Genomic DNA, 23,908 nt, shown 5'->3' with positions numbered 1-23,908 from the left:
GTATTTATAATTACTTAACACCTATAATTTTTATTCAAATCAATAGTTCACTACTTTAGCAAAAACTCAAAAAAACAAATAGCTATGAAACGTACAGCAAATGCACATTGGAACGGTAATTTAAAAAGCGGTAAAGGTGAGATCAGCTCACAAAGCACTACTTTAAACAATACGCAATTCTCATTCAAAACCCGTTTTGAAGAAGGCGTGGGTACTAACCCCGAAGAACTGATAGCTGCAGCGCATGCAGGTTGTTTTACCATGGCTGTTAGCGCCACTTTGAGCAGCAAAGGTATCGAGCCCGGCGATCTTTCAACCGAAGCCATCCTTGACCTGGATATGCAGGCGCTTGAAATTAAAGGTATCCACCTGGAGCTTAAAGCATCAGCTATTGAAGGCGTTGATGAAGCACAGTTTAAAGAAATTGCAGAAGGTGCAAAATCTGGCTGCATTGTATCAAAAGCACTTAGCGTGCCAATTACTTTGAACGTTACTTACGCATAATTTAACGCGTGTTAATATTTATAGGCAGCGATGGTGAAAACCATCGCTGTTTTGTTTTGTAGCTATTTGTAAATAATAGGTTATGTTCAATTCCTCACGTTCGCGGTTCTCGTTTACTTTGTTTTTTGCAGTGGTGATCACCGGCTTTCTGATATTCCTGTTCCTGTACATCAAGCATGAGTTTAATACTACCCGTACAGAGGTTACTGAGGATGCCATGGTATCCAAAATAATCAATATGGGTAAACTGGAACTGGTTAAATACGCCATGAAAGATGTGGTGGAAAAGAAAGAACTCCACACCCTACTGCCCGATTCCCGGGTGCTGTTTGTAGCCGTTGGAGAAGTGACCGCCTGTATCGATCTTACCAAAGTGCGCAAGGATGATATCATCCAGACAAAAGACAGCGTTACTATAAGCCTGCCGCAGCCAGAGATATGTTATGTAAAGCTGGATCACCAGAAGTCGAGGGTGTATGACGTATCGGGCGTTTGGTTTGCCGATAAAAGCAAGGAGATGGTTGAGGATGTTTACAAAATAGCCGAAAAGAAAATGCTGGCTACTGCAACAGAAATGAACCTTTTGGGCAAAGCCCGAGAAAATGCCGGTACTATATTTAAGCCATTCTTAGAAAATGTATCGGGTAAAGCGGTGGTAGTGAGGTTTAAGTAATTAGAAAATCTTACCTTGTATCAGCTCGCTATTTATGATAGATAAGTTTCATCAAATTTCAATCAACGGTCGTTATATTTATTGTTATTTATGTTTAAGGAAGACCGTTGAAAGTAGGTCTTTACCTGACATTCCAAAAGTTCTTGACTTTATTCTGAAAGATTTTACTAACTCATCCCGGTTAGATGTATGGCAGGATAGTGCAAATGAGGTGTTGCCGTCCTGGATTTTAGATCAGGAAAAAAATGCTGATAATTATAAAGCTATTTCATACGAACATGCTTTAGTTTTGAGGCGATACTATTCAGAAAGTCAATTGCTGACGGATGTGATAGAAAATTTAATTTGGTTGGGGATGTCCAATTTATATGGCCGGTTTGATAGCAAAATAACCTTTGAATATGTAAAGGATATTATAGAATTAATGACAGCCAATAATATACAATTACCAGAATTTTCAGTTGTAAGTTCACATTCTGTAGACGAAAATAGGGGGTGGGGTAATCCGGTAAATATGGGCGATCTTCTTTTGTGATAGATGCCTGCTTATTTTTAATAACAACCTGCAATTTATAATATATCTGTTTGTACTCATTTGACTTTTATCTATCATCATCGATTTCCTTTCAACTAAAAATTTAATTTAAGGCAATAATGTAATAAATTAGGGGTCTTATCATCTAAATGTTATCATTTAAATTTTTATGACCTCTAAAATTACTAAACTGTTAACCCTTACTGCTGCGAGCCTCATTGGTTCGTTATGCGCAGTTGCCCAGCCAAGGCTGCCGCAAGGCTACTTCTGGAAAAAGCTACCCAACGGGCTGGAAGTTGTTGTTATCGAGAACAGCAAAGTGCCGCTAACCACTATCGAGATGGCCGTTAAAAACGGTGCCTACACCGAAGGCCCCGAGTACAGCGGTCTTTCGCATTTGTTTGAGCACATGTTCTTTAAGGCGAACAAGGATTATCCTACCCAGGAGAAGTTTTTGAAACGTACGCAAGAGCTTGGTGCTATCTGGAACGGTACCACCAGTGTTGAGCGTGTAAACTACTACTTTACGGTTGGTAAGGATAGTTTAAATGCAGGTTTAAACCTCATGAATGCCTCTATCCGTTTCCCAATATACCGCGAAGAAGATATGCAGAAAGAACGCCCCGTGGTTGACGGCGAATTTCAGCGTAACGAGAGCAGCCCGGGTTTCCAGTTATACTACGATGTGAACAAACACCTTTGGGGCGATCTTATCACCCGTAAAATGCCTATCGGTATCCACGAGGTGATCAACTCGGCTACGCCCGAGAAGATGATGATCATCAAGAATAAATATTATTTTCCTAACAACAGCTTGCTGATCATTTGTGGTGATGTTAAGCACGAAGACGGCTTTAAAAAAGCAGAACAGATCTTCGGCGACTGGCAAAGCAGCGGTTTCAATCCGCATGAAAAATACCCTATCCCTGCCTTTAAACCACTGGATAAAAGCGTAGCGTTCGTAAAAGAAATGTCTATTGCCCGCACCCCGATGATGATGATAGACTGGCAGGGGCCGGCTTACATGACAGATTCTGCATCAACCATTGCGGCTGATGTTTTCTCTACCATTGTTGGCCTAAACTCGTCAAAACTACAGCAGGCATTGGTTGATAAAGGCTTAGCCTCATCAGTAAGCTTTAGCTATAACACATCACATTACATTGGCCCCATTCAATTATTTGTGATGCCTAACCCGAACAAAATAAAAGAGTGCTACGAAGAAGTTAAAAACCAGATGAGCATTTGGGGTAAGGCAGATTATTACACCGATGAGCAACTGGCTGATGCAAAAGCTATCCTGCTACGCGATCATAGCCGCTCGATGGAAAAACCATCATCATTACCATCACAACTGAGCTACCAGTGGTGCAGCACCTCATTAGATTATTATACCGATCTTACTGATAACTACCAGAAAGTTACCCGTGCCGATATTGCCAAATACATGAACACTTATGTGGTTGGTAAACCAAGTGTAGCCGGAATAATCTTAACGCCCGAGGCAAGCAAAGCAGCCAATGTGCAATCGTTTTTTGTAGTTAAATAATCTAAACCGAATATCAAGATGAAAAAATATATATACCTGTTGTTACTTGCGGCCACAATCGGCGCAAGCCCGGCCTTTGCCCAGCAAAAAGCCTACGAAATGACAGTTGACGGCGTAAAGGTAATTGTACAGCCAAGCGGTAACGATATTGTGGAGATACAAACCGTAATAAAAGGCGGTGTACAAAACTACCCTGCCGAAAAAGCCGGTATTGAAGCGATGGCACTTAACGCATTAAGCGAATGCGGTACCCTAAAACACGATAAAAACGACTTTAAGAACCAACTGGATAAGATAAGCGCTGCTGTTTATGGCATGGCTATCAAAAATTATTCGGTAGTGAAAATTAACTGTATCAAGAGCGACCTGCCTAAGGCATGGCCCTTATATGTTGAGGCAGTTACCATCCCTAAGTTTGATGCTAAGGAATTTGAGCGCATCAAACAGGATCAGATCAATCAGCTTAAATCGCAGGATTCTGACCCTGATTACGCTATTGACCAGTACGCCGATAAAGTAGCTTTTACCGGTAGGGATTATGCAAAGAACCCTAACGGTACGCCCGAAACAGTAAAAGCACTTACTGCCGAGGAAACAAAAAAATACTACCACTCCATACTAACCAAATCACGTTTATTAGTGGTGGTAGTGGCCGATCTTGACCGTGCAGATATTGAGGCAAAAGTTAAAGGCCTGCTGAGCACTATTAAACAAGGTTCGCCTTACGAGATGAAGAAATCATTCTTCAGGGTGTATAAAAACACCTTCTCGAGCGAGAACCGCGAGCTGGCTACCAACTACGTTGAAGGTGTAACCAGTGGCCCTGCACCGGGCACGCCCGATTTTGATGCCTTTAACGTGGCTATGCGTATTTTTGCTGATAAGCACTTCCTGGATGTGCGTACCAACAACGGTTTATCTTACGCGCCGCAATCATGGTTCAGCGTGGGTTCAACTTCGGTAGCTAAATTCTCGGTATCAACTACCCAGCCTGATAAATACATTGCTGTTTTTGATAAACTGGTTGATCGTATTAAAACCCAGGGCTTTGATGCTGCCGATGTAGCCAACATGAAGGTTACTTACTTAACCAGTTTCTACTATAAAAACGAGACCAATACTGCACAGGCAGGTTCGCTTGTTGCCAACGAGGTATTGCACAACAACTGGAAACGCTCCTTAACCCTTGCCGATGATGTGAAGAAACTTACCCCAACACAGGTAAGCGATGCCTTCCGCAAGTACATTGGTAACATTATATGGGTTTATCAGGGCGATACCAAAAAAGTTAACCCATTACTGTTTACCAACGGTACGCTTAACAAAGCAGATAACCCGGTGAGCCATTAATTAAGTCTGAAGTCGAAAGTCTTTAGTCTGAAGTATAAGAGGCCTGCAACTTTTGTGTTGCAGGCCTCTTTTTATTTTCTCTGTTTAATTTCAGACTACGGACTTCAGACTGACGACTTCCGACTTAGAACTGCAGACTTTCTTCTGCTTCGCCATATCTCAACCATTTGGCGGGTGGGGATATCATCACCCAGGAGTTTACCCCATGGTTTAAGCGGCTCAATACGGTCAAACACGATCTTGATGACCGCCACAAACGGGATAGATAAAAACATCCCCGATACACCCCAAAGCTGGTTTCCCAACAATACTACAATGATTGACATCAGCGCATTGATCTGCACTTTTGAGGATACGATGCGCGGCACAAGGATGTTGTTATCAATAAACTGGATAACAATGTAGGCGATCACTACACCTAACTGGGTAGAGTAGCCATCTTTGGTTACCGTTGCCATCAACACAGGTAAAGCTATCGCGATGATGCCACCCAGGTAGGGGATAAGATTGAGTATGGCACCTATACAACCTATCAGGATGCCGTATTTAACACCCAGCAGCATCAGCGCTGCTGAGTTCATTACGGCTACAATGATCATTTCTATCAGCAAACCAACAATGTAGCTTTGTATGGCGGTTTTGGTTTCGCTGAGTACCTCGCTTACTTTTTTGGAATTTTCTTCGGCAAAAACCTCGTACAAGAAGTTGAGGATAAGTGTTTTATAAAACAGCATCAGGAAGATATAAACCGGCAGCAGGAACACAACCGAAAGCACGCCTAAAACGCTGTTCAGTGTTTTACCTACCATGGTTTGGCTGCTGTTGAGGGCATCTTTAATCATCTGCTCCTGTTTGGCCAGGGTAACGCCAAAAGTGCTTTGGATCCAGTTTTTAAGGTCGGTAGTAATGCTTCCGAATTTCTTCTCCAGCATAGGCAGCGAGTCGCCAAACTGGATGATTTGGGTGGAGAGGAAATAGAACACCAGCAACACCGATATGATCATGATGAGCATGGCAATAATAATGGCCAAAACCTTAGGTACTTTGCGCTGCTGCAGTCGGTTGCAAAGCGGGTTAAGTAATACAGACAGGAAGGCGGCAAAGGCAAGCGGTACCAGTATATCTGCCAGTATGTTGAGCACATATACCAGCAATATGAGGCCGAACAGTACCGTAGTGGCCTGTATATAAAAAGGTTGGTCTTTAATTTTTATTGACATGCAGAGGTATTATATCGAGAAAAAGCATTGTGAAGGCTAAATGTTTGGCTGATAATAAACTTTTAAGATAAGCGCCAATTTGTAACTTTACCGTTTTAACCCATATCCCGTAATCAGAAGTGCTTAGCATCCTTAAAAAAGAAATTACAACCTACCTCAGTTCGTTGGTGGCGTACATCACCATTGGCGTATTTTTACTGGTGCTTGGCCTGTTTTTGTGGGTATTCCCCGATACCAGCATACTGGCTTACGGCTACGCCGGGTTAGACAGCCTGTTTAGCACGGCGCCATACCTGTTCATGTTCCTGGTGCCGGCGGTTACCATGCGCTCGTTAGCCGAAGAACGTAAAGAGGGGACATTTGAGCTGTTGCTTACCCGTCCGCTAACCAATATCCAGATCGTATTGGGTAAGTATTTAGCGGGTGTACTTATCGTGCTGTTTGCTTTGCTGCCTACGTTGGTTTATTACTTCAGCGTATCAACCTTGGGTACGCCGCAGGGTAATATTGATACGGGCGCGGTTATCGGTTCATACATAGGGTTATTCTTATTAGGTGCTGTTTTTACGGCGATAGGGGTGTTTGCCTCGTCGGTAAGTAAAACGCAGGTAATAGCCTTTACCATCGCCGTCTTCCTTTGTTTCTTTTTCTACAGTGGGTTCGATTCGCTGAATACCATATTATCTCTGCAGAACCTTGGTTTGCAAAACCTGGGCATTACCGAGCATTATAATTCCATCAGTCGTGGTGTGTTAGATACCCGCGATCTGATGTATTTCCTGGTGGTGATCGCCTTCTTTATCTGGTTAACGCTGTATGTGCTGCACCGCCAGTTAAAGATGAAGTTTGTGAACACTGCCTTTCTGAGTTCGTTGGGCATCTTGTTTTCGCTTACGGCGGTAACTATTTTATCAGGCAGGTTTTTTACCCGTTTCGATTTCACAAAAGAGAAGCGCTTTACCATATCGCCGGTTAGCCGCAACATTATGCAAAAGCTGCCCAACACAGTGAATGTAACCGTTTACCTGCAGGGCGATAACTTCCCCGGCGGGATGAAACGCCTGCAAACTTCGGTAAAAGATATGCTGGCCGATCTGCAGGCCTACAGCAACAGCCAGCTCCAGTTTGAATTTATTGATCCGCTGAAAGGCCTTAACCAGGAGCAGCAAAATCAAAAGCTGGAAGAATTGCAACAGCAAGGTATAGAGGCACAAAACCTGAGTGTTAAAACAGACGATGGGGTTTCTCAGAAATTGATTATCCCGTTTGCGGCGGTTACTTATGATAAGAAGACTATCCCCGTAAAACTGTTGGAGACGCAGGCAAACGTAAATTTAAGTCCGGATGAAGTGCTGAACAACTCCATCCAAAATCTGGAGTATGCTTTCTCGTCAGCTATTAAAAAAGCAACCAGCGGCGGTATGCAGCGCATTGGTTTTACCGAAGGGCACAAAGAACTAAACGATCGCGAGCTAAGCGGCGCCATGCAAAGCCTGAGCGATGGCTATTTGGTAGGTCGTGTAAATTTGGCCACTATTCCGTTTGATAGCCTGGCGAAGATTAGCCTGTTGGTGGTAGCTAAACCCGATAAAGCCTTTACCGAAACTGAGAAATTTAAGCTCGACCAATTTATTATGCGTGGTGGCCGCGTGCTGTGGGCCATTGACCAGGTAAGCGCCGAACTGGACAGCCTGCGCCAAAAAGGCGAAGACCAGCTGGCTTTTAATAAACAACTTAATTTAGACGACCAACTGTTTAATTATGGCGTGCGGATCAATTATGATCTGTTGGCCGATATGAATTGCTCGCAGATTCCCGTAACCACAGGTAATGCCGGTGGCCAACCGCAGATACAGATGCTGCCATGGTTGTTTAACCCGGTTTTTCTGCCGTTTGCCAAACATCCTATAGTGAAAAACCTGGATGGTATCAGCAGCCAGTTTGCCAGTACTATTGACGTGCTGGGCGCTAAAAATATCAAGTCGACGGTGTTGTTAACCTCATCGCCGTACAACAAAAAACTGAGTGCGCCGCACATGCTGTCGCTGCGCTCGTTAGAGCAGGAGCCTGATCCTAAAGAGTTTCAAAGTCAGCCAAAAATAACCGGCGTTTTGCTGGAAGGTGAGTTTGTGTCCGATTTCAGGAACCGCCCTGTACCTGATGGGATAGCTGATAAGATTGAACCGCTACAGAAAAGCAAGCCAACCAAAATGATCGTACTGAGCGATGGCGATATCCTGCGCAACCAGGTAAGTGCCGATGGTTCGCCGTTCCCGCTGGGGTATGACCGCTACACCCGCCAAACCTATGGCAACAAGAACCTGCTGCTTAATATTGCCGATTACATGACGGATGACTCTGGCCTTATCACTTTGCGTTCTAAAGAGATACAGATGCGCCTGCTTAACCGTGCCCGTATCCGCGAAGAAAAGCTGTTCTGGCAACTGGTAAATAATATTGTGCCGATAGCGTTAGTGTTAATATTTGCTATTTTTCAACATTATTTACGCAAGCGAAAGTATGCCCGTTAAATTTTATACTTTTGAGAGATAAACGTTACACTATATGAGATTTATTGTTTCCACATCAACATTACTCAAACAGTTACAGTCGGTAAGCGGCGCGCTGAGCAACAGCACCGTATTGCCTATACTGGAGAATTTTTTGTTTGAGATCAAAGACGGGAACTTAACCATTTCTGCTACCGACCTGCAGACCAGCATGACCACTTCGCTTGCTGTAGAAGCGAAAGAGAACGGCCGTATAGCCATTCCATCGCGCATATTATTAGATACCTTAAAATCGTTACCGGAGCAGCCAGTTGCTTTCTCTGTTGATGACAGCACCTTTGCTATTGAGATAAGTGCCGGCGACGGTAAATACAAACTGAGTGGTGAGAACGGTGAGGATTTTCCAAAGATCCCGGTTGTTGAGAATGCATCATCAGTAAACCTGCCAGCTTCAGTATTGGGCGAGGCCATCAACAAAACCATCTTCGCGGTGAGTAACGATGAGTTGCGCCCAGCCATGACGGGTGTATTTTGCCAGCTAACCACATCATCATTAACCTTTGTGGCTACTGATGCACACAAACTGGTACGCTACCGCCGTAAAGATGCAAAGGCCGAGAGCACTACATCTTTCATCCTGCCTAAAAAAGCTTTAACGTTGTTGAAATCGGCTTTACCGGCTGATGATGTGAACGTTTCTGTAGAATATAACAGCACCAGCGCTTTCTTCAAATTCGGCAACATTAATTTGGTTTGTCGTTTAATTGATGAGCGTTACCCTGATTACGAAGCGGTTATCCCTAAAGAGAACCCTAACAAACTGGCTATCGATCGTTTGTCGTTCCTTGGTTCATTAAGTCGTGTGGCAATTTACGCTAACAAAACTACCCACCAGGTGCGTTTGAAAATTAGCGGCAGCGAATTGAATATCTCATCAGAAGATATCGACTTTGCTAACGAAGCACACGAGCGTTTAACCTGCCAGTATGAGGGTGATGACCTGGAGATAGGTTTCAATGCACGTTTCCTTATCGAGATGCTTAAAAACCTGAGCTGCGAAGAAGTATCGCTCGAAATGTCGACCCCTAACCGTGCCGGTTTATTATTGCCACAAGGCGGCGACGAGAACGAAGATATATTAATGCTGGTTATGCCGGTTATGTTAAATAGCTATGCATAGTTAGTTAATTAGAGATTATTGATTAGGTATTCGATTCAGACAAGAAAACTAATCTCTGATCACAAATCTCTAATCAGTACAAAAAAGTCCGACTATAGTCGGACTTTTTTGTGTAACACTATAACATTTGTTGCCGTAATTGAGTTATATAGCATCTGCTTTTGATAATGAAGTTAAAACTATTTTTTATTGCTGTATTTACTGTTGTTTGCGCATTTGTTGCCTGTAAAAAGGGCGATGACAGTATTGGTATTAAACAATACACCAGTGTAAACTTTATCAACGCCACTGCTGATACTGTTAACGTGTATGTAAACGGCAGCCGGGTAAATACAACTAATTCTTTATATCCGCTTGGGGCATCAGGGTATATAAATTCGCTGCTTGGCGAGCAAAATTACCAGGTGCGTAAAGCCGGTAAGCCCGATGTGCTTTTTAGCCTGCCTGCCAGTCTGGATTCGGGGAAAGTTTATTCGTTTTATATCGCCGGCAACAGCCCCGGGCAAGCTTTTACAGATGTAGATACATTAAAGAATACACCCGATACCTTGCTGCTTCGTTTTGTGCATACTTCACCTAATTTGGGCCAGGTTGATGTTCGTGTTGGAAATACTGTAGATACCCTGTTGTTTAGTAACAGGGATTTTAAAACAACATCGCCATTTGTAGCTGTTGGGCCGGGTATAAAACGCATACGCATTTATAAAGCAGGAACCAGTACTTTACTTAGCGACGATACTTTTACGCTAAACGATAACCGGGCGTATACATTATTTACAAAAAGCGGGTTAAGCGCTAATGGCGGCAGTGCCAGCGGGGCAAAGATACTTACTTACAGATAAGCGCAAATGATACAAAAGAATAACAGCGGCGTTATGGTTTATCTTATCCTGTTTATTGCGGGAATAATGATAGTACCTATGTTTAGCTCATGTGGTAAGGGCGAAGGTGTAAGCAGTTCTAATAACAATGCCCGCCTGGGGGTGGTTAACCTTAGTCCCGATGTATTGCCATTTAAGCTATACGGGCGTTATATAGTACAGGGTACCAATTCATACAGTTACCCTTTTGCATCAAGTTATACGCTTATAAATGTTGCTGATACGCCTATACAGATAAGAACTGCCCAAACCGCAAACAATGTAAACCCAACTAACCTGCTTACTTTAACCGGTGGGCTTTTGCGCAATACACCTTATACCTTGTTTGTGATGGGTTTGCTTAAAGATAACTCACTTACAAGCGTACTTACCGTTGATACCTCTTCTTTACCGGCTAATGGGCGGGGTAAAATAAGGTTGGTAAATGGTATAACCAATGTGCCATCGGGCATTAACCTTACGCTTAATGATACTACAGCTTTCAGAAAGGTGAACTTTAAAGGAAATACCCAGTTTATTGAGGTTACCGCCGGTACTTATAATATAAACATAGTACCTAATAACAATCCTACTAAACCATTAACCGGCTTAACCAATTTTACCATATTAGATGGTAAAATGTATACTATTTTTAGCTACGGCTTATCAAGTTCAACATCAGACTCCGTATCTTATGGTATTAATACCATATTGAACACGCTGCCGCCAAATACGCGCTATTAATTGGCATACCGCATTATCTTTATATTTTTGCACAAAAACTTAAGCTTTGGAAGTAGTACATAGTATCATCGATTTTATTCTGCACATTGATAAACACTTAGCGCAGATCATCAGCCAATATCAAAGCTGGACATACCTCATCCTTTTTGTGATCATTTTTGCCGAGACCGGTTTTGTGGTAACGCCGTTCCTTCCCGGCGACTCATTGCTGTTTGCGGCCGGTGCTTTAATTGCTGGTGGCGCTACAGGTATGGATGTGAACCTGCTTTGTATTATTCTGATGGTATCTGCCGTGTTGGGTAATACCGTAAACTACCTGCTGGGTAAATACCTGGGCGATAAAGTTTTTAAAGAAGAGAATAAAGTATTGAAGCTGAGCTACTATCTTAAAACCAAAGCATTTTTTGATAAGCACGGTGGCAAGGCAGTTATCTTTAGCCGTTTTGTGCCGATCATACGCACCATTGCGCCATTTGTGGCAGGGGTGGGGCAGATGCCTTTTGGCCGTTACACCGTTTACAATGTATTGGGTGGTGTATCATGGATTATCATATTCCTGTATGGTGGCTACCTGTTTGGTAATGTGACGTTCATTAAAAATAACTTCTCTTTAGTTGCTATCGTTATTATCCTGGTATCATTGCTTCCGCCAATATTTGCTTACGCAAAAAGCCGCATGACGAAGAAAGAAAACGTGAATATGGAGTAATGTAAGAAATCATTGCCGTTGGCTTCAGCCAACGGAATATAACAAAGGCAAGTTGGCTTTAGCCGAAATAATTGGCAACTGGGGCTAAAGCCAAAAAGCTTATACTGGTAACCGTTGACTGAAGTCAACGGCAATGAAGGCTTTAATGTGTAGCAAGTACTTTCCCTGCTTTATACAAAGCCTCTTCGCGGTCAATATTAAGTCTCTCCTCTTTACTTAATGGTTTCATTATCAATTTATTCAGATCCGGCTGGCCGGCATCAACCCAGGCCGAGAACCAGAAGCTACCTACACTGAGGATAGATGCCCTCATTTGCCGTTGCACCATTCCGCGCAATAGTTTGTGATAAGCCCGGCTGTACGCCACCGAGTAGGTTTTTACCTTTCGGTTTCCGCGTTGTTCCATCACATACTTCTGTAGCGGTGGGAAGGTTTTATTTAATGCCCTCTCCACCCGTAAAACGGTATCCACTTTTTTGTATGAATTGATGCAGATCCTAAATGCCTCTGCCAACGGGTTGCTGATATATTTGGCCTTGCCTACGTTGTAGTTATAACCGTTTGCGAAAAGCTCCGGCAGGCGGCTTTCCCAAAGTGAATGGATGCCTTGCTGATTGGTTAGCTGCCCGTCGTAGTTTTGGGTGAGATGCAGGGGTGTATGCGCGTCAGAAATGTAATGCGCCAGGTTGGCCGATGTGATGAGGATGCCCGTAGTATCATGCGCCTTAAAAGCCTTTACCAGCCAATAATAATTGCTGGCGATAGCCCACGGAACGGTGCCATATTTATTCAACGTGTCTGACGAGTATTTGGCCGCCGCATCTATCCAGTGTTGTGGCATTGCTTTAAAAGGTTGCTTGCCATAATGGTCGGCATCAAAGAAATGGTGGGGCGCTTCGGTAGAGTCAACATAGCGCTTTTTATCGGCGCTCACAGCGTGGTCTGTGATGAACTGGATATTGGCCTTGTAAAAGCCTGCCATGCCCTTAGGTAGCGTAAAAACCGCCAACCGGTTAATGCGGTAATGTGCAAAGAAACCCCACGAGCATAAGGTGGTAATGATAATGATGCAAGTGATAAGGGTTAAAAGCCGGCGCTTCATGGTTGGATAAAGATAGGGGAATTGCATTAATTCGGAAATTTAATCACCGCGCTAACGGGTGTCGCAATCCACGATAAGTATTTCATGAGCGACGGTAATGAGAAATATGAATCGTTAGTGGATGTTACTTTCTTTTTCCGCAAAAGAAAGTAACCAAAGAAAACTCGCGGCTTGGTAACGCGCTACAATGGTTCTGCTATGGCAATGTCTGTACTACCCGCACGTTACACTATGCCGCAGTGATCGGGGGCGTTGGGTTCATCAAGACAGTTTGTGTTTTTCTTTTTTCTCCTATCGTCAGCAAAAAAGCTTCGGGCGAAAGCGGGCAGAACAATGATGGCCTTGTGCGGTTGCAGGGGCATAGCAATACTTGCCGGAAGCGCGGGCATTTGTGCGAACGAAGTAGGGGCAAGACGTTGCAGCCCGCGGTTCTGACCGTTTTGCAGGGCAATGGCCTTGTGCGGTAAAGAAGCCTCTTTGCTGTATGAATTTTTGCTTCTTTTGTTTCAAGACAAAAGAAGTAGCCACTGCGGCAATGAGCAGACTGACTTAAATCAATGCACTATCTCTTGCTTAATAAAGTGAAATGAGGTTATATGTGGAAAAGTATCCCTTCTTATCCAATAAAATCCGTAAAAACTATTGCATAATAAAAAATCTGTCACTATATTTGCAGCCTTAAAAAAGAATAACAAGCTACAATGGCAAATCATAAATCATCAATTAAAAGAATCAGGGCAAACGCTGCGAAGCGTCTGCGTAACAGGTATCAGGCTAAAACAACCAGAAACGCTGTTAAAAAATTAAGAAGTTCAACTACTAAAGCTGATGCTACTCCGCTTTTAGCTAAAGTGATCTCTATGCTTGACCGTTTGGCTAAAAAGAACGTTATTCACAAAAACAAAGCTTCAAACAATAAATCGAAGCTTACTAAATTTGTTAACGGCTTAAGCTAATAGCTTAATCAACAATATTTTAAAAGGGATGGTGCCATTGGTGCTATCCCTTTTTTGTTTATTGCAACTTGGCATTCTGAGCGATAGCGAAGAATCTATTATACAATATGCAAGGCGGCGAATAGATGCTTCACTACATTTAGCATGACAAATCGCTTTTGGGTAGTTCACCCTCTTTGCGAAGCAGAGAGGGGCGCGCACGAAGTGCCGCGGGGTGAGTCAACTTTCAAAGTTTTCCCTTATTTTAGTTTCCTAATCCTAAACCAATTGGAAAACTACCAGAATAAGATCAGCATAAAATCATGGGCCGAGGAAGATCGCCCGCGTGAGAAACTGAGCGGCCAGGGCCGACGTGCACTTACTGATGCTGAACTCATTGCCATCCTCATTGGCAGCGGCAGCCGTACCGAAACGGCTGTAGAGCTAAGCAAACGCATCCTGCTCCATTACAATAACGACCTTAACAAGCTGGGCAAAGCATCCATCAGCGAGCTATGCAAATTTAAAGGCATCGGCGAAGCCAAAGCCATTTCTATCATCGCCGCGCTTGAGCTGGGCCGACGCAGGGATAATACGGAGACGCCGGTACCTGATGAGGTAACTTGTAGCCGTGACGGTTACAATATTATGCGCCGCCACCTGCGCGATTTGAACCACGAGGAATTTTGGCTGATGCTCATCGGCAGGTCATCAAAAGTGATTGCCAAAGAATTGGTAAGTAAAGGCGGCTTAAGCGGCACTGTTGCCGATCCCAAGATCATCTTCCACATGGCTTTGCAACACCAGGCCAGCGGCATTATCATGGTGCATAACCATCCCTCGGGAAACCTCAAGCCAAGCCAGGAAGATTTGAAGCTGACCAAAAAGATTGTTGATGCAGGGCGTTTGCTGGATATCAACGTGCTTGATCATCTGATACTGACTGATAACGGCTATTTCAGTTTTGGCGATGAAGGGCTAATTTAAGTAAATTGATTGTCTTCAGGTAGATCAAGCTGTCCAATGTTGTTTGATATAATTGGTTGGATATCAAAAGTTATCAGCTGGTTTTTGCTTTCAATATTAGTGCCCCTTGAAAATATGTTATTGGTTACAACAATTTCTGACGTAAACCAACAATCGAAAAAATCAACGTAATCATGGAAATGGTTTTTAGTGATTGAAACAGTGTACCCTGGTTGGTTATGCCCGCCAAAGGCAAAAGATAAACGATTGTCAAATAAGCAGTCTTTAATTGTAAGGCCTTTTGAAAAATATGCGAAGTTAAATTGGCAACTCTTTAGATGGGAGTTCTCGAATTTAATATGCTCTGCAAAGTCAATACCTACTGCAGTAAATGATTCGATGATACAGTTTATGAATGTTATTTCTTTGGTGAAATCTTCACTGGTTATTTCGACATGGCCCTCTATGTAAGTGTCAACAATTGTAGTTCCGTTATTAATTAGATCTATTGCTAAAGCAGCGGTGATATTGTGTTTAGGTTGAGCATTTAGCATGTGTTCTAAAATAGAAACTAAAATCAAACAACGCAATACCCACAGCGTTCTATCTACATAAAACTTAAAACAAACTACCATGATAAACCAACCCGAAGAACAAAACGATATGCTGCAACAGGATGATCAGTTAGGCCAAACTGAAAATGAAGACCAAATGAGCCAACAGGATATCCATAGCAACGGTTTTGATGATACCAACGAGGATATTGGCGAAACTGATGAAACAGACCAGGCCAACCAGGCTTATGATGCATCAGAGCCATCATATACGCTTAATTTAGGCGATGACGGCGATACCAGTGATGATGATGAATAAGCTTTAGGCTTATTTCCAAAGAAATAACCTACGCGTCATTGCGAGGTACGAAGCAATTTCCAGACGGTACAGGGCCGACCTGCCTATGTAGAGATTGCTTCGTACCTCGCAATGACGCTTTTTGTATATATACGGTTCAAGACAAAGTTCTATCTTTGCCCTTGCAATGAAAATTTCATACAACTGGCTTAAAGAGTTTATTGATACCGAAAAATCTCCGGAGGAGATCTCAAAAATATTAACAGGTACCGGCTTAGAGGTGGAGAGCCTTGAGAAGGTGCAGGCTATAGCAGGCGGTTTAGAAGGCCTGGTGATTGGCTATGTTAAAGAAACCACCCAGCACCCCAACGCCGATAGGTTAAAAATTACCAAAGTTGATGTTGGTAGCGGCGAAGACCTGCAAATTGTTTGCGGTGCCAGCAACGTTGCTGCGGGTCAAAAGGTGGTTGTGGCTACCGTAGGTACCATGGTACACCCATCAACCGGCGAACCTTTTAAGATCAACAAATCAAAAATACGCGGCGAAGTTTCTGAGGGCATGATATGTGCCGAGGATGAGATAGGCCTTGGTCATAGCCACGAAGGTATTATGGTGCTGGATGCCGATGTACCTGTTGGTAAACTGGCTAAAGAGCACTTTAATGTGCAGGACGATTATATGTACGAGATAGGCCTTACGCCTAACCGTGCCGATGCAGCATCGCACCTGGGCACGGCCCGCGATATTGCTGCCTTTCTGAAAATTGCGGTTAAAAAGCCGGATGTATCGGCATTTAAAATAGATGACAACGACTTGAAGATAGAGGTACTGGTAGAGAACGAACAGGCAAGCCCGCGTTACTCCGGCCTTACCATTTCTGGTCTGGAAGTTAAAGAATCACCGGATTGGTTGAAAGAGCGCTTAGCCGTTATCGGCGTGCGCGCCATCAACAATGTGGTGGATGTTACCAACTATGTGCTGCACGAGTTAGGTCAGCCTCTGCACGCGTTTGATGCTGCCGCTATTGCCGGTGGTAAAGTGGTGGTGAAGAATGTTGCCGAAGGTACCATCTTTAAAACCTTGGATGATGTAGACAGAAAGCTATCTGCCGATGATCTGATGATCTGCAATGCCGATGAACCGATGTGTATTGCCGGTGTTTTCGGTGGTGCAAAATCGGGCGTTACCGAGGGTACAAAATCAATTTTCCTGGAGAGTGCTTATTTCAACTCGGTATCGGTACGTAAAACGGCTAAACGCCACGGTTTAAAAACTGATGCATCGTTCCGTTTTGAGCGTGGTACCGATCCTGATATGACCGTGTTTGCTTTAAAACGTGCTGCACTGTTGATTCAGCAGGTTGCAGGCGGGCAGGTATCATCAGAAATTTTCGACCATTACCCGGCACCTGTTGCGCCGTTTGATGTTGAGGTGACCTTCAAAAATATCGACCGCCTGATAGGCAAAGCCATCGGAAACGATACCATCAAAAGTATTTTAACTTCGCTGGATATTGCCATCGTTAACGAAACTGCCGAAGGCTTATCGCTAAAAGTGCCGCCTTACCGCGTGGATGTTACCCGCGAAGTGGACGTGATAGAGGAGATACTACGCCTTTACGGTTATAACAATATCGAGATCCCTACGCAGATCCGTGCATCATTAAATACCTCTCAGCGCCCAGAGAAAGATACCGTGCAGAACGCGATATCTGACCTGTTGAGCGCTAATGGCTTTAACGAGATGCTGGCTAACTCATTAACCAAACTGGCTTACTCTGATAAACCGGAGACTGCCGTTAAAATAGTGAACCCGCTAAGCAGCGACCTGGATGCTATGCGTCAAACACTGCTGTATTCTGGTCTGGAAGCTATAGCATACAACCAGAACCGCAAAAGCCCCGACTTGAAATTTTATGAGTTTGGCAAAGTGTACGCTACCAAAGAAGATAAGTATGTAGAAACGCAGCGTTTCTCGGTATTTATTACCGGTAACGATGCTGCCGAGCAGTGGAACCAAAAGCAAACGCAGGTATCGTTCTATAACCTTAAAGCCATTGTTGATGGTATTTTGCAACGCCTAAAGATCACCGAATACGTGGTTGAGGATGCAACCTGCAGCAAGCTGGCTTACGGCCTGCAATACACGCTTAACGGTAAGCAGCTTGTTAAATTTGGTGCGGTGGCTAAAGATGCGCTGAAGAAAGTGGATCTGGATAAAGAGGTTTTCTATGCCGATTTCAACTTCGATATCGTACTGAATGCTGTTCGTAAGAATGTGATCGTGTTCCAGGAAGTTTCAAAATTCCCTGCCGTACGCCGCGATCTGAGTATGCTGGTGGATACTGCCGTTACCTTCGGACAACTGAAGCAGATAGCCGGACGGACGGACAAAAAGCTGCTGAAAGAAGTGAGTGTGTTTGATGTTTACCAGGGCGATAAACTGCCTGCAGGTAAAAAATCTTATGCCCTGAGCTTTATCCTGCAAGACACCGAAAAAACTTTAACAGATAAAGCTATCGACGCCATCATGCAGAAAATTATTTATAATTTAGGAAAAGAAGCAGGAGCGGAGATAAGGAAGTAAGGAGTGATGGAGCGAATGATGGAATGAGCGAATAGAAAGCTATCAGCATATTCACTCATTTTTTTGTAGCTAAATACTCACTCATTCACTCCTTTACTTATTCACTAATTAGTAATGAACATAGCTGACCAACTAAATACCGTTGTAGAAAAAACCGAAAGGCTGATTGAGCTTTGCTCGGCTTTGCAGGAAGAGAACGACCTGTTGAAGCTTGAAAGTGAGGCTTTAAACGTAGCTTTAAAGGCCAGTACCAACAAGACAAAAGAACTGGAAGAGAAGCTTCGTGTATTGAAGTTGGCAAAGTCGTTTTCAGAAACAAATGAAAAAAGTGTTGACATTAAGCAAAAAATTAACGACTTTGTGCAGGAAATAGATAAGTGTATTGTGTTGCTTAAAAAGTAATACAGAAAGTGAAAAGCTCAAATGGGAGAAATCTCAATAAAAATAAATATTGCTGACAGAGTTTACCCGCTAAAGGTAAACATGGAAGAGGAAGAGATTATTAGAAGGGCAGCAAAGCTGATCAACGACCGTATAAAGGAATATCAGGAAAATTATGCGGTTAGGGATAAACAGGATCTGTTATCAATGTGTGTGCTGCACTACGCAACATCATCATTAAAAGCAGATAAAAAGGTAAGCACGGAAGATACCGAGGTTGCCGAAAAAGTTTACCAGTTAGATCATTTGCTAAACGACTTTTTTTCGAAACAATAACGTTCTTTTTTTAAGTTAAAAGTATAAAGTTAAAAGCCACGCAGGTTTTGAATTTTGAATTTTGACTTAGCATACGAGCTATTAAGATTTAACCGCAGTTAAATTTTAAGTTTTCACTATTAAAAACTTAACGCTTCAATATCTTCGGATTAAAAAGAGGCATGCGTTGATCGTGTATTTTAACGGTAACCCGTGATCCGATACATCCGACAAGAAGTTTTAACAATACATGAACACTTAGAAGTTTAGTTGCGGTTTTTTTATTATATAACCTAAAGAAGAATGAACAGTATATTATATGCAATTATCGGGGTGCTGTGTGGTGTCCCGACGGGGATAGTCATAGGGCGTTTCCTGCTACGCAAGTTGTTTAAAGACCAGGAAGTAGCAGCTCAAAATAAAGTAAAGAAAATTTTAAAAGATGCTGAGAACAATGCGGAGATTTTGAAAAAGAACCGTTTGTTAGAAGCAAAAGAGAAGTTCCTGCAGCTTAAAGCCGAGCACGAGCAGGAAGTAAATGCCAAAAACAACACGCTTAATCAGCGCGAGAACGGCATTAAACAAAAAGAACAATCATACAATCAGAAACTGGAGAACCTTAACCGTAAGGAGACCGAGCTTGATGGCGTACGCAAAAAGCTGGAAACCCAAACCGATATTGTTGTTAAAAAGCAAGAAGAGGTTGAGATACTTAAAAACCAGCACGTAGCACAACTGGAAACCATTGCAGGCCTTAGCGCCGAAGATGCCAAAAACCAATTGGTTGATAACCTGCGCGAGGAAGCCCGCAGCAAGGCAATGGCACAGATAAAAGACATTGTTGACGAAGCTAAACTTACCGCTAACAAAGAGGCTAAGAAAATAGTTATCCAAACCATACAGCGTACCGCTACTGAGGCAGCTATCGAGAACACGGTATCTATCTTCAACATCGAGAATGATGAGATCAAAGGCCGTATCATTGGCCGCGAAGGTCGTAACATCCGCGCGCTGGAAGCTGCTACCGGTATCGAGATCATTGTTGACGATACCCCTGAGGCTATTATCCTATCAGGTTTTGACCCGGTTCGTCGCGAGATCGCTCGTTTGGCTATGCACCGCCTTGTAACGGACGGTCGTATTCACCCGGCCCGTATCGAAGAGGTGGTTGCCAAAACCAAGAAACAGATAGAAGAAGAAATTGTAGAGATAGGTGAGCGTACTGTTATAGATTTAGGCATTAACGGTCTTCACCCTGAGCTGATCCGTATGGTAGGCCGTATGCGTTACCGTTCATCATACGGGCAAAACCTGTTGCAGCACTCGCGCGAGGTGGCTAACTTCTGTGCTACCATGGCAGCAGAACTTGGCCTAAACGTAAAGCTTGCAAAACGTGCAGGTCTGTTACATGATATTGGTAAAGTACCTGATGATAACCCCGAACTGCCTCACGCTATTTTGGGTATGCAGCTTGCCGAAAAATATAAAGAACACCCTGAAGTGTGTAATGCCATTGGTGCCCACCACGACGAGATAGAGATGACCTCGATGTTATCACCTATTATCCAGGTGTGTGACGCTATATCGGGCGCAAGGCCGGGCGCACGCCGCGAGGTGGTAGAAAGTTACATCAAACGCTTAAAAGAGCTTGAGGACTTAGCTTTATCATACCCTGGCGTTGAAAAAACATTTGCTATACAGGCAGGCCGCGAGCTGCGCGTTGTGGTAGAGAGCGAGAAGATCTCAGATGCACAATCAGAAGTATTGGCGGCAGATATCTCAAACCGTATCCAAACCGAAATGACCTACCCTGGTCAGATAAAGGTTACCGTTATCCGCGAGACCCGTTCGGTGGCATTCGCAAAATAATTTTAATAGCTTTGCACAAGCCCTCTCTGTAAAAGGTGAGGGCTTTTTGTTTTTATACATGGGAAAGCAACACCACAATCAATCAATCCCCGCCAAACCAAAGCAGGAAGACCTGCGCCCCGTTGAACTTGTTTTTGCAAGGTTAGATGCCAGTCATCAAAACCCTACCAACTTGCTGCTGCATTACATTTGCGTGCCACTGATGGTGCTGGGCATATTGGGCATGGCCTGGGCCTTTCCATTCCCCGAGATAGGCTTTTTAAAGGCTTATAAAGGCTACTTTAACTGGGCATCATTCGTTATAGCCATTGCAGTGTATTACTACCTTAAACAGTCTCCAATGCTGTCATACCTGATGTTGTTCCTGATGTTCGGCTTCAGTTACATCATTATGCAGTTTGAGGTTTGGGAAAAAGCCGGCGGGCCTGCATTGGGATTAATAAGCGTGGGTATTTTGATGCTGTCGCTTTTAGGCCAGTACATAGGTGGCAGGGCAGAAGGCAAAGAACAATCTTTTAACGACGATAGCAAACTGTTTTATGTTACCCCGCTTTGGGTGATGTATAGGCTGGCGAAGAAGATAAAGCTGAAGTATTAACCTGTGAAAAGGCCAATTTTTTATTTTGCAGAGCTTACTGCCTGGGACAAAATAAGCCTGGGTATTTATCCAATTATTTCTGCATTGATTTTTTTGATAGTTTTTGATGATCTATCTTCAAAATCTTCTGAAAATTTGGTGGTTAATTACACACTTGTTACACAAGTTTTCCTGGTGCTTGGAAATTACCGTTCATTGCGCAATTTTTTGGTGTACCTGATCTGGGTTTTGTACGCACTCGGGCATTTGTTTTTCTATCTGAGCATAAACATAAGCCATCACAGCAATTTATATATCTTGCGAAATACCGTGTTTGTTTTAATTGCTTATCAGGTTATAAGGGTTATTAACTTGAATATTCAACATCAGGAATACATTATACCTAATCGATACGGACGTGACAGATATGATAATCGTCCACCAAATGTGCTTGATTTTCTAACTTTCTTTTTGCTGATTGGTTCGATAATCGGGCCCATGGCTTGGCGATAATCTCTAAAACCCAAACTTCTCCTTCATCCCCAGCAAACCCCAAACACCACCGGTGTGGATAACCAGTATTTTACTGCCCCTGGCGAAGTGGTCTTTTGCAGCCAGGTCATACAATGCGTAAAGCATTTTGCCGGTGTATACAGGATCTATCAGGATACCGGTCTCCGCAATAAATTTCTTAATAAAATCGATCAGATCCGGCGTGGTTTTGCCGTAGCCACCGAAGTGATAACCAGTGTGGAGAACGTAATCAGCTGGCGTGGTTAGCATCTTGTCGATATCTTCCCGCAGGAAATCGCCGCCTTTTAAGGCCGGTACGCCATTGAAAGCGGTTGGCGAACCGTGAGTGGTCAATCCATTGATAATACCTGCTGCCGTTGTTCCTGTGCCGCAGGCGCAAAAGATATGGTCGTAGGTTTGGGGTAGTTCATCAATTAGTTCGGCAACGCCTTGGGCGCCTTCTATTGAAGCACCGCCTTCGTCTATGAAAAAAGCGTTGGTATCATTTCCAAAATGTTTTTCAAACAAAGTATGCTTATCGCGATAGCTTTCCCTGTCAGTAAAAATTAGCTGCATGCCATGCAGGCGGCACATAAACAGGGTATCGTTGCTTACTTCTTCGCCGCGCACAAAACCTGTGGCTTTAAAGCCGAATTTAGCGGCTGCGGCAGCGGTGGCCATCAGGTGGTTGGAGTAAGCACCGCCGAATGTTACTAAATGATGCTTGCCCTGCCTATTCGCTTCCTGTAGGGTGTATTTTAGCTTCCGCCATTTATTGCCGGATATGATGGGGTGGATGAGGTCATCCCTTTTGATGTAAACCTGCAGGCCCTTATCTGCAAAAAGCTGGTTTTGCAGGGGCTGCACAGGGCTGTATATATCCAGGCTGAGATCCATCTGTTAAATGCCGAAACCTATACCGGTGTTAATGCTATGATATTGCGAGAAAGCATAAGAGGCATAATACCTGAAAACGCCCAGGTTTAACTGGAAGCCAACATCGGCCCTCGCGTGGTCAAGATAGCGTTTAGTAATGGATATTGGGTTAGTAAACGTTTGATAAAAGCGCACACCGCCAATGGCATCGGTAGTAAACGGATAATTACCCAAAGCATCGGCATAGGTTTTTGTACGGTTATACCCGATAGATGCAAACGGAATGAAAACACCGTAGCGCTTAGATACGATGGCCTGGATCTCGAAACTGTTAAAGTGTGCATCTACGCGTTGGGTATCAAAATCGGCCGCTTCGGTACCGGGAGCAGGCAATGCTCCTTCAGCCGGTTTAATGTTTAAAGGCACATGCATGTTCAACCTGCTAAAACCGAAGGCCACAGATAGGTCGAACGGGGTTTTGTTTTTTGGCCCGGCAAAGTCCTGCATAATGTTATGTTTCAGACCAATGCCGTACATGGAAATTTTGCCAACTTCATCACCAACGTTGATGGTTGGCGCGCCGCGAAGAGATACATCGGTATTAAAAGGTAAACCTATAGTTAATTGAATTTGAGGTGCCGGCACTATCGAACTCTTGCCGCCGGGTAGCTGAAATTCGTCTATCTTATGGTTCTGGTCGTCAAATACTTCGAGGGTGGTTGGGTTGTTGCCGCCACCAAAAGTTGGTGTGATATTCGGGCTGCCCGGTTTAACCCTTACGCTGTTTGATAAGCCTATTTTGCTTACATCGAAATTGCGGTCGGAAGTGGGAATAAGCGCTCCGCTGGCCGTTATTCGTATATCAAACTTTAAAGGTTTCTTGGTGTGGGCCGTACTGTTCCATCCGCTGTTGAGGCCAATACCAAAGCCTTTGAACAGGGGCGATGAGTACGCATCTATCAGTTTTGTAGCGTCGGCGGGGCCGGATTTTATCAGGTCGGCAAAGCTGCTTTGGGCCTTACTATTTAAAGCACAGCAGGTTAGCATAAGGCATGCTAAGAAGTGGGGGATTTGCTTCATAGTTACAAAACTATCATTATC

Annotated in this window: 24 protein-coding genes; 19 read left to right on the top strand and 5 right to left on the bottom strand. The window is 43.7% G+C overall.

Annotated features, from left to right (window positions below):
• Positions 1–84: 84 nt before the first annotated feature.
• From D0C36_RS06310 to D0C36_RS06290, 5 genes are all read left to right on the top strand, one after another.
• Complete coding sequence (locus tag D0C36_RS06310; RefSeq protein ID WP_117390694.1) at positions 85–504, top strand: OsmC family protein; 420 nt, start codon at positions 85–87, stop codon at positions 502–504.
• Positions 505–586: 82 nt separating this feature from the next.
• Positions 587–1,177 (top strand): DUF4230 domain-containing protein, encoded by a 591-nt coding sequence (locus tag D0C36_RS06305; protein WP_117390693.1) that lies wholly within the window; start codon positions 587–589, stop codon positions 1,175–1,177.
• 34 nt (positions 1,178–1,211) lie between these two features.
• Positions 1,212–1,712: a hypothetical protein gene (locus D0C36_RS06300; protein WP_117390692.1), complete on the top strand. Its 501-nt coding sequence runs from the start codon at positions 1,212–1,214 to the stop codon at positions 1,710–1,712.
• A 169-nt stretch (positions 1,713–1,881) separates the two neighbouring features.
• The gene (locus D0C36_RS06295; RefSeq protein WP_117390691.1) at positions 1,882–3,261 is read left to right on the top strand and encodes a M16 family metallopeptidase; all 1,380 of its coding nucleotides are present in this window, start codon (positions 1,882–1,884) and stop codon (positions 3,259–3,261) included.
• Between the two features lie 18 nt (positions 3,262–3,279).
• Entirely contained in the window at positions 3,280–4,611 is a 1,332-nt protein-coding gene (locus tag D0C36_RS06290) for a M16 family metallopeptidase (RefSeq protein ID WP_117390690.1), read from the top strand.
• Positions 4,612–4,715: 104 nt separating this feature from the next.
• On the opposite strand, the gene D0C36_RS06285 is transcribed toward D0C36_RS06290, so the two are convergent.
• A complete protein-coding gene (locus tag D0C36_RS06285) occupies positions 4,716–5,831 on the bottom strand; it encodes an AI-2E family transporter (protein WP_233524421.1) in 1,116 nt (371 codons plus the stop codon).
• Between the two features lie 119 nt (positions 5,832–5,950).
• Between D0C36_RS06285 and gldG the strand changes: the two genes are divergently transcribed.
• The 5 genes from gldG to D0C36_RS06260 all read left to right on the top strand — a co-directional run bounded on the left by gldG (position 5,951) and on the right by D0C36_RS06260 (position 11,834).
• Positions 5,951–8,362 (top strand): gliding motility-associated ABC transporter substrate-binding protein GldG, encoded by a 2,412-nt coding sequence (gene gldG / locus D0C36_RS06280; RefSeq protein ID WP_117390689.1) that lies wholly within the window; start codon positions 5,951–5,953, stop codon positions 8,360–8,362.
• Between the two features lie 34 nt (positions 8,363–8,396).
• A complete protein-coding gene (gene dnaN / locus D0C36_RS06275; protein WP_117390688.1) occupies positions 8,397–9,521 on the top strand; it encodes a DNA polymerase III subunit beta in 1,125 nt (374 codons plus the stop codon).
• A gap of 167 nt (positions 9,522–9,688) precedes the next feature.
• Positions 9,689–10,363 carry a DUF4397 domain-containing protein gene (locus D0C36_RS06270; protein WP_117390687.1) on the top strand — a complete coding sequence of 225 codons (675 nt, stop codon included), beginning with the start codon at positions 9,689–9,691 and terminating at the stop codon, positions 10,361–10,363.
• Positions 10,364–10,369: 6 nt separating this feature from the next.
• Positions 10,370–11,125, top strand: a complete 756-nt coding sequence (locus tag D0C36_RS06265) for a DUF4397 domain-containing protein (RefSeq protein ID WP_117390686.1) — start codon at positions 10,370–10,372, stop codon at positions 11,123–11,125.
• A 46-nt stretch (positions 11,126–11,171) separates the two neighbouring features.
• Positions 11,172–11,834 (top strand): DedA family protein, encoded by a 663-nt coding sequence (locus tag D0C36_RS06260; protein WP_117390685.1) that lies wholly within the window; start codon positions 11,172–11,174, stop codon positions 11,832–11,834.
• Positions 11,835–11,976: 142 nt separating this feature from the next.
• Here the strand turns inward: D0C36_RS06260 and D0C36_RS06255 are convergent, their stop codons facing one another.
• Positions 11,977–12,936, bottom strand: coding sequence for a zinc dependent phospholipase C family protein (locus D0C36_RS06255; protein WP_117390684.1), 960 nt, complete (start codon positions 12,934–12,936; stop codon positions 11,977–11,979).
• Positions 12,937–13,637: 701 nt separating this feature from the next.
• Between D0C36_RS06255 and rpsT the strand changes: the two genes are divergently transcribed.
• Both rpsT and radC read left to right on the top strand, forming a co-directional pair.
• A complete protein-coding gene (gene rpsT, locus D0C36_RS06250; protein WP_117390683.1) occupies positions 13,638–13,892 on the top strand; it encodes a 30S ribosomal protein S20 in 255 nt (84 codons plus the stop codon).
• Positions 13,893–14,159: 267 nt separating this feature from the next.
• Positions 14,160–14,858 (top strand): RadC family protein, encoded by a 699-nt coding sequence (gene radC, locus D0C36_RS06245; protein ID WP_199501971.1) that lies wholly within the window; start codon positions 14,160–14,162, stop codon positions 14,856–14,858.
• Here the strand turns inward: radC and D0C36_RS06240 are convergent.
• A complete protein-coding gene (locus D0C36_RS06240; protein WP_147321941.1) occupies positions 14,855–15,391 on the bottom strand; it encodes a hypothetical protein in 537 nt (178 codons plus the stop codon). The genes radC and D0C36_RS06240 overlap by 4 nt on opposite strands.
• Before the next feature lie 79 nt (positions 15,392–15,470).
• Here D0C36_RS06240 and D0C36_RS06235 point away from each other — a divergent pair, with 79 nt between their 5' ends.
• From D0C36_RS06235 to D0C36_RS06205, 7 genes are all read left to right on the top strand, one after another.
• The gene (locus D0C36_RS06235; RefSeq protein ID WP_117390680.1) at positions 15,471–15,710 is read left to right on the top strand and encodes a hypothetical protein; all 240 of its coding nucleotides are present in this window, start codon (positions 15,471–15,473) and stop codon (positions 15,708–15,710) included.
• A gap of 166 nt (positions 15,711–15,876) precedes the next feature.
• Positions 15,877–18,276: a phenylalanine--tRNA ligase subunit beta gene (gene pheT, locus D0C36_RS06230; RefSeq protein ID WP_117390679.1), complete on the top strand. Its 2,400-nt coding sequence runs from the start codon at positions 15,877–15,879 to the stop codon at positions 18,274–18,276.
• Positions 18,277–18,390: 114 nt separating this feature from the next.
• On the top strand, positions 18,391–18,678 hold the full coding sequence (locus D0C36_RS06225) for a hypothetical protein (protein WP_117390678.1): 288 nt from the start codon (positions 18,391–18,393) through the stop codon (positions 18,676–18,678).
• 21 nt (positions 18,679–18,699) lie between these two features.
• A complete protein-coding gene (locus D0C36_RS06220) occupies positions 18,700–18,993 on the top strand; it encodes a cell division protein ZapA (RefSeq protein ID WP_117390677.1) in 294 nt (97 codons plus the stop codon).
• Positions 18,994–19,275: 282 nt separating this feature from the next.
• Positions 19,276–20,841, top strand: coding sequence for a ribonuclease Y (gene rny, locus D0C36_RS06215; RefSeq protein WP_117390676.1), 1,566 nt, complete (start codon positions 19,276–19,278; stop codon positions 20,839–20,841).
• 58 nt (positions 20,842–20,899) lie between these two features.
• Positions 20,900–21,439: an Mpo1 family 2-hydroxy fatty acid dioxygenase gene (locus D0C36_RS06210; RefSeq protein ID WP_117390675.1), complete on the top strand. Its 540-nt coding sequence runs from the start codon at positions 20,900–20,902 to the stop codon at positions 21,437–21,439.
• Positions 21,440–21,442: 3 nt separating this feature from the next.
• Complete coding sequence (locus D0C36_RS06205) at positions 21,443–21,931, top strand: hypothetical protein (RefSeq protein ID WP_117390674.1); 489 nt, start codon at positions 21,443–21,445, stop codon at positions 21,929–21,931.
• A 3-nt stretch (positions 21,932–21,934) separates the two neighbouring features.
• Here the strand turns inward: D0C36_RS06205 and D0C36_RS06200 are convergent, their stop codons facing one another.
• A complete protein-coding gene (locus D0C36_RS06200) occupies positions 21,935–22,828 on the bottom strand; it encodes a 1-aminocyclopropane-1-carboxylate deaminase/D-cysteine desulfhydrase (protein ID WP_117390673.1) in 894 nt (297 codons plus the stop codon).
• 3 nt (positions 22,829–22,831) lie between these two features.
• Complete coding sequence (locus D0C36_RS06195; RefSeq protein WP_117390672.1) at positions 22,832–23,887, bottom strand: DUF6588 family protein; 1,056 nt, start codon at positions 23,885–23,887, stop codon at positions 22,832–22,834.
• Positions 23,888–23,908: the final 21 nt, after the last annotated feature.

Source organism: Mucilaginibacter conchicola, from assembly GCF_003432115.1.
In the GTDB taxonomy this organism is placed as follows: Bacteria; Bacteroidota; Bacteroidia; order Sphingobacteriales; family Sphingobacteriaceae; genus Mucilaginibacter; species Mucilaginibacter conchicola.
Note: the sequence above shows the minus strand (reverse complement) of the source record. Positions and strands in the feature narration are given on the sequence as shown.